Annotated in this window: 13 protein-coding genes and 1 riboswitch; of the genes, 5 read left to right on the forward strand and 8 right to left on the reverse strand. The window is 43.3% G+C overall.

Translation table 11 applies throughout. The features are described from left to right. Positions 1-212 precede the first annotated feature (212 nt). The gene (locus R7093_RS06520) at positions 213-1,478 is read right to left on the reverse strand and encodes a DUF1835 domain-containing protein (protein WP_085569412.1); all 1,266 of its coding nucleotides are present in this window, start codon (positions 1,476-1,478) and stop codon (positions 213-215) included. Positions 1,479-1,758: 280 nt separating this feature from the next. Continuing rightward, complete coding sequence (locus R7093_RS06525; RefSeq protein WP_042521726.1) at positions 1,759-2,649, reverse strand: LysR family transcriptional regulator; 891 nt, start codon at positions 2,647-2,649, stop codon at positions 1,759-1,761. 109 nt (positions 2,650-2,758) lie between these two features. On the opposite strand from R7093_RS06525, the gene R7093_RS06530 reads away from it, so the two are divergent. Both R7093_RS06530 and R7093_RS06535 read left to right on the forward strand, forming a co-directional pair. Next, the gene (locus R7093_RS06530) at positions 2,759-3,067 is read left to right on the forward strand and encodes a monooxygenase (RefSeq protein ID WP_005374871.1); all 309 of its coding nucleotides are present in this window, start codon (positions 2,759-2,761) and stop codon (positions 3,065-3,067) included. Positions 3,068-3,074: 7 nt separating this feature from the next. After that, the gene (locus R7093_RS06535; protein ID WP_017634450.1) at positions 3,075-3,446 is read left to right on the forward strand and encodes a hypothetical protein; all 372 of its coding nucleotides are present in this window, start codon (positions 3,075-3,077) and stop codon (positions 3,444-3,446) included. 65 nt (positions 3,447-3,511) lie between these two features. On the opposite strand, the gene R7093_RS06540 is transcribed toward R7093_RS06535, so the two are convergent. The 3 genes from R7093_RS06540 to R7093_RS06550 all read right to left on the reverse strand — a co-directional run bounded on the left by R7093_RS06540 (position 3,512) and on the right by R7093_RS06550 (position 7,420). After that, a complete protein-coding gene (locus R7093_RS06540) occupies positions 3,512-5,680 on the reverse strand; it encodes a polysaccharide biosynthesis tyrosine autokinase (protein WP_005374875.1) in 2,169 nt (722 codons plus the stop codon). 51 nt (positions 5,681-5,731) lie between these two features. Continuing rightward, positions 5,732-6,172, reverse strand: a complete 441-nt coding sequence (locus R7093_RS06545; protein WP_031780905.1) for a phosphotyrosine protein phosphatase — start codon at positions 6,170-6,172, stop codon at positions 5,732-5,734. A 129-nt stretch (positions 6,173-6,301) separates the two neighbouring features. Beyond that, positions 6,302-7,420, reverse strand: coding sequence for a polysaccharide export protein (locus R7093_RS06550; protein WP_017820139.1), 1,119 nt, complete (start codon positions 7,418-7,420; stop codon positions 6,302-6,304). 458 nt (positions 7,421-7,878) lie between these two features. Here R7093_RS06550 and R7093_RS06555 point away from each other — a divergent pair, with 458 nt between their 5' ends. After that, positions 7,879-8,772 (forward strand): hypothetical protein, encoded by an 894-nt coding sequence (locus R7093_RS06555; protein WP_047102404.1) that lies wholly within the window; start codon positions 7,879-7,881, stop codon positions 8,770-8,772. 69 nt (positions 8,773-8,841) lie between these two features. Here R7093_RS06555 and nfsA read toward each other — a convergent pair whose 3' ends face one another. Then, a complete protein-coding gene (gene nfsA / locus R7093_RS06560) occupies positions 8,842-9,564 on the reverse strand; it encodes an oxygen-insensitive NADPH nitroreductase (RefSeq protein ID WP_047102403.1) in 723 nt (240 codons plus the stop codon). A gap of 195 nt (positions 9,565-9,759) precedes the next feature. Here nfsA and R7093_RS06565 point away from each other — a divergent pair, with 195 nt between their 5' ends. Further along, the gene (locus R7093_RS06565; protein WP_005374889.1) at positions 9,760-10,401 is read left to right on the forward strand and encodes a MarC family protein; all 642 of its coding nucleotides are present in this window, start codon (positions 9,760-9,762) and stop codon (positions 10,399-10,401) included. Between the two features lie 190 nt (positions 10,402-10,591). Next, the gene (locus tag R7093_RS06570) at positions 10,592-11,464 is read left to right on the forward strand and encodes a patatin family protein (RefSeq protein WP_047102402.1); all 873 of its coding nucleotides are present in this window, start codon (positions 10,592-10,594) and stop codon (positions 11,462-11,464) included. A 53-nt stretch (positions 11,465-11,517) separates the two neighbouring features. On the opposite strand, the gene gbpA is transcribed toward R7093_RS06570, so the two are convergent. Together gbpA and R7093_RS06580 are read right to left on the reverse strand one after the other, a co-directional pair. Further along, entirely contained in the window at positions 11,518-12,981 is a 1,464-nt protein-coding gene (gbpA, locus tag R7093_RS06575; protein ID WP_047102401.1) for an N-acetylglucosamine-binding protein GbpA, read from the reverse strand. A 98-nt stretch (positions 12,982-13,079) separates the two neighbouring features. Next, positions 13,080-13,180: riboswitch (cyclic di-GMP riboswitch) on the reverse strand. A 272-nt stretch (positions 13,181-13,452) separates the two neighbouring features. Further along, a complete protein-coding gene (locus R7093_RS06580; protein ID WP_047102400.1) occupies positions 13,453-13,953 on the reverse strand; it encodes a fasciclin domain-containing protein in 501 nt (166 codons plus the stop codon). Between the last annotated feature and the right edge of the window lie 56 nt (positions 13,954-14,009).

Below are 14,009 nucleotides of genomic sequence, written 5' to 3' on the forward strand. Positions count from 1 at the left end.
TATTTTAACACTTTTATCGAATATACAACCGATAACAAAGAGGATTTACAATAAATTTTAATAAGAGATAGAGTGCATACTCTCTTTGAGTGGATGCATTTCTGCATAACTATTTAAGTTATATTCAGGCTAGCGGTCGCTTCTTTAGGGATAATTTAGTATTGAGTGTTCATCAGAGCCAACGAACCCTTTATGCTTTCATATTTGTCAACTCAATGATGGTTGGCAAGTGTAGTTAGTTGGAGGTGATCCCAGCTCCAATAACTTTGACTGGTATTTTTAATCCCTCCAACCCAATAGCATTGTTTCGCTCGTATTAAGCCTTCCAAACACTGCTTGCCAGCCTCAGTGATACGGACGCTTTGTTCCCACCAGTGCCTTTCACGTGACTCAATCGTGATCAAAGGTGTTTGACACTGTGCTAGAGGGAGGAGTAACGCGTAAAACATCACGTCTCCTAGGTAAGGAAGAGGTTCTAGTTGTTGATATTGCTCAAACCAATCTTTGATGGGAATTGAACGATTTTGCGAGCTCAAGACCTTTAGTGCGAGGTGTTGTGTCAAGCTCAATCCAGTTTGTGAATTAGGTAACTCTTGCAAATGGCGTTTAAGCACGTTGAATATATTGGGCAAGCAATCCAGGTTATGCTGCTGAATCAAATTAACTATGGAAATAGGTGTCGGTGATGTAATAGCGTGCCAACACCGTTTAGCCTGACTGAATAATTTTGCTGTCACAGGTTTACGGTATCGCCAACAAGAACGAATAGCTTCTTCAGGCAACTGCCCAAAGCCGATGAATCGTTCAGTGCCCGGGAACTGGTTCAACTCAATGATCTCTATCACTTTATTCTCTACATTCTCTAACTGTGTTAGAGCACGAATTAGCATCAATTGATCATAACTGTCATGTTCGACCCAAAAGACGATTCGTTCAAATACATCACTTTGCAACAGGTCGAGGTTTGATTGTTCCAATGTGACTATATCTTGAACCGAGTCTTCACGCTTCATCACAGGCAGCAGAGTCTCTACGACATATTGGGCACGAATGGCAAGGAAGTTCTGCGGTGTTGCTGGTATGGGGCCAATACAAAGCGGATCGATCAGGGCTAAAAATGTCCCTTCAAATCCACTGGTTTTAAGCTGTTGTTGTATATCGTGACCGCAACGAACGTGTAGCGTTTTTACTTTCGCATCTAGGGGCGGTTTTTGTTGTTTGATGGCTAGTTTGTGCGCTTCTAGCTCTTCGACATGAGCTTTTAGTTTACTCCAACTGGATAAGCCAAGTTCTCTTGCGAGTGCATGTTGAACGTCAGCCAATTGAATTGTATTGGGAGCCAAAGATTCTGGTTTGGAGTGAAATCGCTTAACTAACTCCAACATGGCGTCATCGTATAGGCGGATAGCTTTGAGCCTTTTTTTAGCAATGGATTTTTGCTGATTGATATTGATCGAGAAGCTATTTGTAGAGTTCATATTTCACCTTTCTTATTTCTTCCACACTCGCCTATATAGAAGCAAAAAAGAAGGTAAAAACAGATTGTGCCTGCTAAACCAAGCAGGTGAGGATATTGCCGTGAACCGAGTTCTTTCCGCGAGTGTTGGGTGCTTTAGGCATGAGCAGAGTGATAGTAGGTGGTCGCTATCCTTCGTGCAACCTTTTGTGAGAGTGTAGCGTCACAAAATGGCCGTTTCTCTATATTTAGGGAGAATCAATAGCCGATAACACTAGCGATTCAACTCAATACCACTGTTGCTAGACTCGAGTTTCTACACTTTTGAGTAAAGTACGATAAAGCGCTTGAGTCGCAGGACCACTTTTGGCTCCTTTGGGCAAAGTGAGGTGCAGCGCAACTTGATATTGATGGGAGTGTTCGATCTCCAATACGTTAATTTTATCGCTCTTGCGGGTTGCGACTAAGTGCGCTGGTAGCCGACAAAATCCAGCGCCTTGCTCTACGGCGTGAAAAGCGTGGTCGAAGTTATCGACGGTAATACGCTGACGTGCGCGTAACCAACCCACATCTCTTTTCGTTTTGTCTGAATCACCTAAGTCACGGATGACAATTTGGCTGGTGGTTGCAAAATCGTCGATGGAAACATGCGGCTTTTTAGCGAGTGGATGGTGTGCTGCGATTACAGGCAGCATGGTTGTTACGCCAAATGCTTCGGCAGGGTAGTTGGTTATCGGTAAGTTGATGATTGCGATGTCAGCGAGCTCATTTACGACCATTTCGGTTGTTTTGCTCAGTGACGTTTCAACCACTTGAACGGAGGTCGTGTTGTTGTCCTCCAAAAATTGACTGAGTGGTGCATAAAGCCAACAAGGGTCACAAAGATGATCTATTGCGACCGTGATTTGAGATTCCACCCCACTTTTTAACTGCTCGCTGATGACTTCTAGTTCCCGCGCTTGTTCAAGCATGGATTGTGCACGACGCAGTATGGTTTTGCCGTGCTCTGTCAAACCCGCTTTGCGCCCTCGTACTTCGATAAGTTGAATACCAAGTTGGTCTTCTAACTTCCTCACCGAGTAGATCAATGTGGTATGGCTCTTGTTGAGCAGTAAAGCTGCGGATTGAATGCTGCCTTCTTGATTAATCGCTTGTAGCGTTTGCCATTGTTCTAAGGTCGTTTTTAGTCTCATGAGTCAATTTTTTAGACAGTTAATGGCGAAATTATGAACTTTTCTGTCAGTTTTATAAAGGTAATAATCTTGTCATCGAAAACGAGTCAATAAGAAGAGGAGACTCAAGATGGCGAAATTATTGCAAGTTGATTTTGAATTTCATGGTCCGTTTGGTGACGAGATGTCGAATGCTCTGGTCGACTTAGCTAAGTCGATTAACCAAGAGCCGGGCATGATTTGGAAAATCTGGACGGAAAGCGAAAAAGACAAACTCGGTGGTGGTATCTATCTTTTTGAAGATGAAGCCACGGCGCAAGCTTATCTCGAAATGCATGCCGCACGCTTACGAAAAATGGGCGTAGTCGAAGTACGAGGTCAAATTTTCGATATCAATGTGCCGTTAACGACGCTCAATCAAGGGCCTATTAGAGGATAAGGAGATGATGACCAACCGCACTTTTCTAACCGTTCATGGTGTCGTATATACGGTATTCGCTTTTGCGTTGTTTTTTGTACCAACCATAATGTGGCCGATGTATGGAGTACAAATTAACGACCAGTACGCGCTGTTTTTATCGCAGCATACTTCGATCTTTTTAGGTGGAATCGCAGCGGTGAGTTTGATGTTACGTAATGTGGAATCAGGGCATACTGCGAAACAGCTGTTTAAAGCATTATTGATTACTAATGGCTTAGGGGCAGTGATTACTACCTATGCCGGCATTATCGGAGTATTTGTCGGTTTTGGTTGGAGTGACCCAATATTCTTTGTCTTGCTTAGTTTGATTACGTACAAGCAATTAAGAGTGCAATAGAAAAAGCCCTGCTGTTTCTAGCAGGGCTTTGTCATATTTGGTTTAATTAGCGATCTAAATTCAAGTTATGATTCGCTTTTGTACGCGTAGTTATAGTAGCCGTATCCATAGCCGTATGAGTTAGATGCTTTTTTCTCAACTGCATTGAGAATCACACCTTTAACTTCAACGCCTGATTGCTCGAAGCGACCTTGCGCGACTTCAATCTCCTTCAAAGTCGTTTGATCAAAACGAGCGACCATCAGAGTTGTTCCTGCAAGCGCGCCAACAATGCTTGGGTCGGTAACTGCGAGTACAGGCGGCGTATCGATGATGACTAGATCGTATTGTGCAGACATCTCGTCAACAAAGCTCTTGAAGCGAGGGTGCATAAGAAGTTCTGACGGATTTGGTGGTACTTGGCCGCGAGTCACAACATCTAAATTATCAATGGATGTAGATTTAATGATGTTGCTAAGGGATGTCTTACCGCTCAAGTAATCAGAAAGACCGTTGTCCCAACGTAGACCGAAGCATTGCTGCAAATAACCTTTACGCATATCCGCATCAATAAGCAGCACTTTCTGACCGGTTTTCGCAGCGACGGCCGCAAAGTTGGTCGATACAAATGTTTTGCCGATAGATGGTGCAGGACCTGAAATCATAAGAACGTTATTCTTCGCTTCCATCATTGCAAAGTGCAAGCTAGTGCGAAGACTACGTAGAGCCTCAATGGAAAGATCGGCTGGGTTAGCTTCCGCTAGAAGGACTAGCTCATTGTTGCTGCCTTTGTTGCGCTTAAGCTTGTTTGCAAATTCCAGTTGTTGAATAGATTTTGGAACGCTTGCGTAAACTGGCATGCCAATCTGTTCAATTTGATCTGGTGTTTCCACACCACGGTGGAATGCTGCACGAATTAATACGAAAGCAACGCCTGCCATACCGCCAAGCAGTGTTGCTAGCACAACGATAAGCGCTTTTTTCGGCTTAATTGGCTTAGAGAAAGATTGAGCGTTATCTAAGATTCGAACGTTGCCAACTGTTCCGGCTTTAATAATGTTGAGCTCTTGAACCTTGTTCAATAGTTGGATGTAGATTTGTTGGTTTACTTCTACATCGCGTGTCATACGTAGAACTTCACGCTGTGTTTTCGGTAACTTTTGAACTTGTTTATTAAGACGTTCTTTCTCTTTTAGTAGTGTTTCACGTTTATCAAGTAGCGACTTATAAGCTGGGTGATCCTGTGTGAAGCGTTGGCTGATCTCACTTTCTTTGAATGTAAGCTCATTTAGCTGTGCTTCTAACTCAACCATTACTTTCAGCGTTGACTGAGCTTCAAGGCCTAAATCGATAGATTCATTTTCTTGACGGAATCGATTTAAAACGTCTTCAGAAGCGGTCAGTTTTGTTTTGATGTCTGGGAGGTGACCTTTCAAGAACTCGAGGCTTTGCTCTGCCTCTGCAGAATTTCTTTGAACGTTTTGTAAGAAGTAGTTTTGGCTAATGTCGTTCAAGATATCTTGAATCTTAGCGCGGTCTTCACCAGAGAAGCTTAAAGATATAATCCCGGTTTGCTTACCACGTTCGCTAATCGATAAGTTTTCTTGAAGTTTATTAATTGCATCTAATTTACTGATTTTGCTGACCGTGAATGAGTCACCAGTTTGAGCCACAAGTTCAGTCGCCAAAAATTGGTATCCATTCTTCTCAAGCAGTTCACCAACTTTACCTTCTAAAATGACGTTATTGTCATCTTCTAAGAGCCTGAACGTCTGTTTTTCAGAATCAATAACTTCAAGAGTTAAAGGAACGCCAACTGCGTAAGAAGGAGCATTAAATCGTGAAACGCTCAGACTGATTTGCTCACCTTGTAGTCGAGCTAGGCCTTTACCAATAATTGGCATGTAGTTTGGAGAAACGACAGTCGTTAAGTTGAACTTATCAACAGTACCGCCCAAGATCATACGAGATTTGATGATCTCTATTTCTGTTGTCGCTGATGATTCTGCTGAAAACAGCTCTCCCATATCACCAACCATCGCTGAAATACCACCTGAACTCTTACTTTCGATTTGGATAAGAGCGTCAGCTTTATAGATAGGTGTTGATAGAATGGCAACGCCGACGCCTATAATTGAAAATAGGACTACGGTACATAGAATGAGCCATTTGGCATCGAGAATGATCCCAAATAACTTTCCCAAATCGATCTCATCGTCGGCTTGACGTGATTGCTTAATAGTTTGTGTTGTCATTACTTTAACTTCTTAAATACCTTGCCATTGGCGTTTATTTAGCCTTGCGGCTTATAGTTTTTGAGACCACGCTTTTGCTGCTTTTTCTATAAGCGTATATGCATGTTCGAAAGCTTCTCTACTTTGTCTGTATGGATCAGGGATGTTTTGTTCATTTATCCACTGTCCAAACAGCATCGTTTTACCTCGTGCCTCAGGAGCGATTTTGGTTAAGGCTTCTAAATGACCTTTTTCCATAACCAATATCAGATCGTATTGAGCGCAAAGCTCAGGTGTTAATTGTCGTGCTTCGTGTCCATCTAAGCTTACGCTATGTTCGTTCGCGATAGTGGTTGCCATCTCGTCAGCAGCTTTTCCCGTTAGATGGCTCTTATCTACTGCGATTCCTGCTGATGCGACATGTTTGTTTGGTAGTAAAGACTGCAAAAGCCGCTCTCCTGTTGGAGAGCGGCAAATATTACCGACACAGACGACAAGAATATTAGAAAACAAATGCTTACCCTACTTTAAATTGTATGCTTATGATCTCAACTGAATTGCTGGCTTCTTTATATTGCGCAATTGAGCTGAGTAGCTATCGATTACGTGCCGCAAGAGATAAGTTTCTTGCGGCACGTTGTTTTACGGCCAAGTGCGTACTCGTAGTACACCTTCAGTTAGTTCATTAAAGCCGGAAATGGTTGGAACGAGCTGAGCAATCACACGATTCCAACGACTAACAGGTGCAGCCGTCACATAGACTATGTCGTAAGGGTTGAGATCAAACTCAGTACCAATCACCAAAGCAGAAGCGTCAGAAACATCTAGCTGATAAATGTCCGCCATTTTAGCTTCTTCTTTTGAACGTCTGATGACAAACACACCGGTAGCATCTGCGGAGATTTCACTGATACCACCAACGCTGCTAAGAGCCTCAGTAAGGCTCATGCCGCTACGATCAATTTTGAGTAATTTCGGATCGTTAACCTCGCCCATAACAAATACTTTTTGCGCATCGTTTCGAGGAATATGAACAATATCACCAGGCTTTAGAAGGCGGTTTTGAGTTAAATCGCCTTGTTGCATCAGAGCATACAAAGAGACGTTTTCAACAACGCCATTGCGTGTCAGTGTCGCATTACGCCAATCAGCCTCGGCAGCCAGTCCGCCAGCTCTATTCACAGCATCTAGAAGTGTAAGGGGGATGTTTGTAATTGGTTGTTGTCCTGGCTTGTTAACTTCGCCAGTTACATAAGTCTTTTTAGAGCGAAATGCCGCAACGCTTACATCGACCTGTGGGCTCTCAATGTATTTTGCAAGGCGGCTTGCAATGTCTGCACGAATCTGACGTACGTTTTTGCCTTCAACATGTACGACACCTATGTAAGGGTAGAAGATCGTGCCATCCGAATGCACCCAGTTACCCGCTTCGGCTGAGCTTCGGTATGAGCCCGCTGGGATCGTTAGCTCTGGGTGATCCCAAATAGTGATATTTAGGATATCGCCAGGTCCTACTTCGTATTCATATTTTGCGATTTCAATATCTAACTCTGGGTTTGGTTTTGAAAAAGGGTCCACTGAATTTAAAGACGTTACGCGCTCCAAAGTTAAGGGATAAACGGTAACCTGAGACTCTATATCACTCGATTCAGTGCTCATGACTGTTTTGTCACTGACCGAAAGGTGGCTACCAGGCAAAGTACACCCTGTAAGAAGGATTGGAAGTACTGATATCCCCAAAAATTTATTAAATGTGTTCATTGGTTTATAACTACCGAAAGAAAGTTTGCCGACTGAAATTGATTCATTCTAATTGAACTGAGTTTCATCAATATTGACGATTTACTGCAGTTTTAAGCCTTTAGAAAGCGAGTCCATTCAGAATTATTTGTGTAATAAACACTCCAAATGGCTGCTAGCGACTTAGAGCTCTTAGTTTTATTAATGAAGGTGTGAAAATCCGACCCACAAAAAATAGTCAACTATTATCCATCTGGTTGCAATAAAGGCAACAAGTTACTCGAAAAAATACTGACGAATACATGACAAAATTGTGTCTATTTAGCGTTATTGAGATGAATGCATGATTTTGCACAAGCAAACAGGCAGTAATGTGAAAAAACTCATGCCAAAGTTGTATGCATCCTATTTACACTATATGCAACTGCCGTTATGCTTCGTGTTGCGGTCGGATATAACAACAAATATTGGAGCTAATTTTGAAAATCAAACTTTTAACGGCAAGTGTGGCTGCTGTTCTACTAGCAGGTTGTGGTAGTGACAGCGATCCTGAGGTAAAAACATACTCAGTACAGGCTTATGACCCAGCTGTTATCGGCATGGAAGTATCTTATGACTGTGGTGGAGACTTAAAAGGTCAGGCTGATGAGCTAACAACAAACTATGAAGGCATGGTTGGTAAAGCTCGCATTAGCCATATCGACGTAGTGAGTGCACCAGGTGAATGTACTTTCACATTGAAGCATACTGATAAGAGTGTAGATGCATCTAACGGAAAACCTATTACGTCTGATTACAAGATTCCTAAAGGTCTTGCCCAAGCTGACTCTTTAGTTACAGGTTCTCCATTTACAACGTTGGTAGCTAACTCTCTAGATGACGGAGAGGTATACTCATCAGATACTGCTGAAAAAGTATTTGCCAATTTAGGTATCGATATCAATGCAAGTGGTAAAACAGTTGACGAAATCCTTCGTGATACAGAGTCTGTAGTTGCTAACCTTCAAAGTGAAGGCGGCAATAGTGAACTTGCTACGAAGCTAGTTGCTACGGCAAATATCGTGTCTGATATCATTAAAGCGAACCCAACAGCTGCACCTGAAGCCGTGGCTGTAGCTGCAAAATCAATGGCAGAAGAAGTGATTGCGAAATACCCGCATTACCCTAAAGCAGGCGCGGATTCTGAAGAAGTGATTTACGTAGAAATCTCTGAAGAAGATACGAAGAACGTTGTTGAGCAGGTTGAAAAAGACATTGCTGCAGGTAAGCCTGTAGACCAAATCAAACCTACCGTTCCACCAGTTCCAGATGCGAAGCCTGGTAAGCCAGTTGATCCGGTTGCTCCACCATCAGGCGGTTCAGGCGGTAACTAAGCAAGTTTTTGCTGATAAATTCTAAAGGCCTCTTCAGAGGCCTTTTTTGATCCTATCGTATTGTAGTCATCACCTTTTAGTGAGCCCTTTTCTGTTTAAGTAAGGCAGGATGTGCGGACGTGATTCGCCAGCCAGTTTACTGGTGACTTCTTGTGACCAAGTACTCTGTTTTTGATTGCTCGAACGGTTTGCATAGTAGTTTTGCATAGTTTGGTCATACGTCTGAATATCATCCAAGCTTAGGTCTTGATACTGATTTTCATGCACCACGACATGCTTAGGTAGGCGAGGTTTTACTTCAGGGGCTTGATCTGGATGACCAAGACACATACCAAATAAAATGGCGGTATTTTTAGGTAAACCTAATAATTCGTCTACTTTTTGGGCATTGTTTCGTAAACCACCAATATACACACCTCCTAGTCCCATCGACTCCGCCGCAAGCAAGCAATTTTGTGCCATGATGCCCGAGTCTACAGCGCCTATTAGCGTTAACTCGGTAAAATTAGCTTGAACATCTGGGTTGATACTGGCGTGGCGCTGGTAATCAATACAAAACACCAAAAACTCAGCCGCGCTTTCAACGTACCCTTGATTTCCGGCATATTGAGCTAATAGCGTACGTTTTTCTTTGTCGGTCACGCGGATAATTGAAACGACTTGCAACATGCTTGATGAGGACGCCGCAAGGCCGGCTTGAAGAATGGCATCTAATTGTTCGCTCTCAATCGGTTGTGAGGTGAATTTTCGAATTGAGCGGTGATTGAGAATTGTTTGAATCGTGCTGTTCATGGTGACTTAACATCCCCTGTTACGTGTAAAGGCTGAAGACTCACCTTAGCGACATTTGATGAGTCGGTAAACTATCTCAAAAGAAAAACAATGCTTGGCGCATAAGTGTGAAGGCGAATCGAGAATACACCACTCGTTCTGTTTGAGAGCGTATATACTGTTTTTAGAATCAATAATTTAAATGCAGTGGAAAATATGAAAGAACTCATTGTTCATACAGTTACGGTGTTTATGGGCTTCTTTGCCATCATGAACCCTATCGCCAATATTCCCATCTTTTTGAGTTTAACTGCTGATGAAGATAAAGAAACCATCCGTTCCATTGCGCTTCGCTCGGTTTTTATTGCATTTATTATCATCGCGATATTTTCTATTGCCGGTAAGTTAATTTTTGATTTGTTTGGTATCACGCTTTATGCATTGCGAATAACAGGCGGTATTTTGGTGTTTTTGATAGGTTTTAACATGCTTCAAGGTGATTCGACGCATCAGAAAACCAAAGAGAAGGCGTATTCACCAGCTCAGCAACGGGCGGCATTGAGTATTGCAGTGTCTCCACTGGCGATGCCAATATTAGCTGGGCCTGGAACGATTGCTACCGCGATGAACTTTGCGACAGCGGGTGGTTTCGATCAAACCATTATTACTATCGTTTCTTTCGCTGTCCTCTGTGTGATCACCTATGTACTGTTTTTATTTGGAGACAAATTGGTCAAAGCGGTTGGACCAAGTGCTCTAAATGTTGTGACTAAAATGATGGGCTTAATTCTAGCGGTTATTGGTACTCAAATGTTCATTGATGGCGCGGGCGAAGCCTATAAAACGGTTTTCTCCTAGATTTCTCTTAGACCTTGCCACCTTGGTTAAGCCCGCAATTACATTTCTAACGGGTACGGATTTTTTGAACTTTAGTTTTCATTTTCTAAGAGAGAAATAAATAGACTTCACCTATTTCAATAATCAGAATATTCAATTGTTGTGATTGCACGAATTTCATTACTCTTTTGGCAAGGAGAATGGGGGAAATATGGCAACAAAAGCAATTGTAGTAGAAGGTGGCGCGATGCGAGGCGTCTTCGCAAGCGGAGTGTTAGATGCGTTTTTAGAGCAGAGTTATAAACCGTTTGATTTTGCAATCGGTGTATCTGCTGGTGCATCAAATTTGATTGGGTATTTGACCGACTACCCGCATCGCAGTATTAACGTCATTACTAAGCTGGCCACAAGTAAACGCTTTTTTGACCCGACTCGCTTCGTTAAAGGTGGGGACCTCATCGATGTGAAGTGGTTGTTTGAAGAATCTAATCGCTTGTATCCCGTCGATGAAAATAAACTGTTTAATGGCGTTCCTTTTCTCGCAGCGACAACAAATGTAGATACAGGGCAGGCAGATTACTATCGCGTGACACGTGATAATTTTCACCATGCGATTGAAGCGACAACAGCATTACCGATTGCCTACAAGCATACCCCTTGTTTTTCTGGCGGTTGTTATACCGATGGTGGGGTCGCTGACTCTATACCAGTGCGTGAGGCTTATCGTCGAGGGGCTCGCGACATAACCGTAGTACTCTCTCACCCGCTGAATTATGCCAAAAAGCCAGTTAAGACCACATGGCTGATGAAGAAACTGTTTGCGGAGCACCCCAAAATGGCGGGTGCGATGTTAAGACGTGCAGATAACTATAATCAATCATTAGAGTTTATTCGTAACCCTCCACCAGGAACACATGTTAGGGTAATTGCCCCACCAGATAATTTTCATGTTCAGCGCTTATCAATGCGACAATCCGTTTTACTAGAAGGGTATGAAATGGGGCTGATTGAGGGGCGAGCGCATCTCACTAGTTTATCTGGTGTTCATGGTTTAGACCGGGAAAATTGTCATTTTTGCGTTTGATTATAAAAGAGCCTCATAGTGAGGCTCTTTTTACTTAACGTTCGAAGGGTGATTTAGTTGACTTTATCCCAAGCCATCTCCCAGTGTGAACCTATTCCAGGCTCGTAATGGTTTGCGCTTTCTTTCCACTGCATACAGTAACCAGAGTATGGGAAAGGTTTACATTGATAAATGCCCCCGTCGCTGGCAAGCACTTTTGTGCCCGCAGTGTAGCTAGATAGTCCTTCAGGGAAGACAAAATCGTACTCACCAGATGGTGGTGGAGTAACTGACTCTTCTTTTAAGTGAAAGTCGAGTGTTTGCTGATCCACCAAGTTGCCATCTTTGTCCTTAATACGTGTCACGAGCATATGGTGACCCGGCTCTGATTTACTTAAAGCGAGCGATATCGCCTCTACCGAGCCGTCTTTCATTTCGTTTGCCCAACTTGCAAGTGGTTCGCGATGGTGATTGTAAACGGTGAGTTCTGCATTTAAATCGCCTTCAGCAGTTAGTGTCAGATCCAACGTTGTCGGTGTTGACTCAATGATATACTCGTCTGCTAAGCCATCTACTGTGAGTGAGTATTCTGGGACAGGAGTTTCAATGTTATAACCGATCTCTACTCGCTCAAGGCCGCTATTTGCTTGCAGATACACCGGATTAGTACCATAAACAGGAGTGAATTTATCCTCTGCATACTGCCCGGCTTGCAGTTTTGCTTGTTCTTGGTTTAGCTTAGTCGCGAGTGCGTAAGACCAGTTTTTCGCTTGGCCCATTGCTGCATCGGTAATTTCTAGTTCAGTTCTATACGCCACGTTTTCACCTGCTTGATCAAATACGCGCGTATAAACCGAATCCCCAATATTTAAATCCATTGTAGGAATAATTTGACCGCCTTGCTTCCAATCTGGAATTACGGGACTGTCACCATCAAATTTCACATCGATCACGTTATAAAATGAGGCTGCAGTGTCGCCAACATCCCATACTGCCAGGATGACATGGTATCCCTCGCGAGTAGGCACATTACATTGATGGCTTACCTGTTTCGGGGGTTGAACCATATTGCCGTCGACGACACAGAAAGGAGTTAAATCAAAAGAGTCTCGTGATAGTGAAGCGTTTGGGTTCCAATCAGGCTTGGTGATGTAATATTTCCAGTCGCGCGTCACGTGGTTAGCGGTAAATGTCCATTCAAAAGTTTGTGTACCTGCTTGAATAGGGCGTTTTACCCAACGGTCGGCAGTTTGCTCATCAAGGGCAGCTGCTAAAGCGGTTTCGGCACTCGCTATTTTACCATCGCGAGGCCCTGTTTCGGGAAAGCCATCAGGGCCTTCAACGCTTTGCGGTTCATATTGAATCGCACCGCAGTTATTATTTTTTTCGTTAGTATCTGGCGTTGGATACTTACATAGTGCCGAGCGACTTGCAGCGACACCACCATTGGTTTCTGATACATAACCGTGAGCCGCAGTACCTGAGCTAATGCTTGCAAGTGCTAACGCGAGTACGGATTTGGTTGGAAATGATTTCATCACATGTCCTCTGTTATGGCTGACAAACTAGTGTCACACCCCGGCGCATGCTGAGCATAAAGCAACGCTACAGAAATTGGACTTCTGTAACACTGCGTCATGGTAACCCCGCTATCATGAGCATTCTTTTAGATTTTTAAATGCTGACAGACCGGAAGCTTTGCGTCCCACCCTTTCGAATGGTTTGCCGAAATGTGATTGAGCAGCCAAAATTTAGCTTAAGAATTTACATGTGGAAAAGTAAACGTCACTGACATGGAATCCTGTTCTCAAATTGAAAGATAACGATATCTTAACCTCGTCAATATTGTGCAGTGTCGTCTTGCAAGGTATTGATTTTAATTTTGTTTTTATCTTTTTTATAGTCATGGTGAATGTGTGGAGGTTTGTTGGGGATAAGTGGAGAGGAATCGTGCTAAGGGTGGAAGAAGTTCTGTCTAAAGGGCGGAGTGTACCGCCCTTTGAATGGTGTTATTTCGGCATGATGACAGTATCAATCACGTGAATGACACCGTTTTTAGCTTTCACATCGGTTGCAATGACATTTGCATCGTTAACCATGACTTTATCCCCCATGGTTTTAATCATCACATCTTGCCCCTGAACCGTAGTCGCTTTGTCTAGCTTAACAACATCGGCAGCCATCACTTTCCCCGGGACGACGTGATAAGTCAAAACAGATACTAACTTGTCTTTGTTTTCCGGCATTAAGAGCATGTCGACTGTGCCGTCTGGCAGTTTTGCAAAAGCGTCATCCGTTGGTGCAAAAACAGTAAATGGGCCTTCCCCTTTGAGAGTGTCAACCAAGCCCGCTGCTTTCACCGCAGCAACAAGCGTATTGAAAGAGCCGTCGTCAGCGGCAACGTCGACAATATCGGCTTTCATCATGCCATGCTCATGAGCCTTGACGGGAAGCATAAAAGATAATGTCGCCATCAGTGTCGCCGCGATAACTAAGATACGTTTGAACATAGTGTGTTCCTTACTAGTTGAGGGTACAGCGGGTTCCCTTGAGTGTGTTTGCATTT

Source organism: Vibrio sp. 1580, from assembly GCF_033340055.1.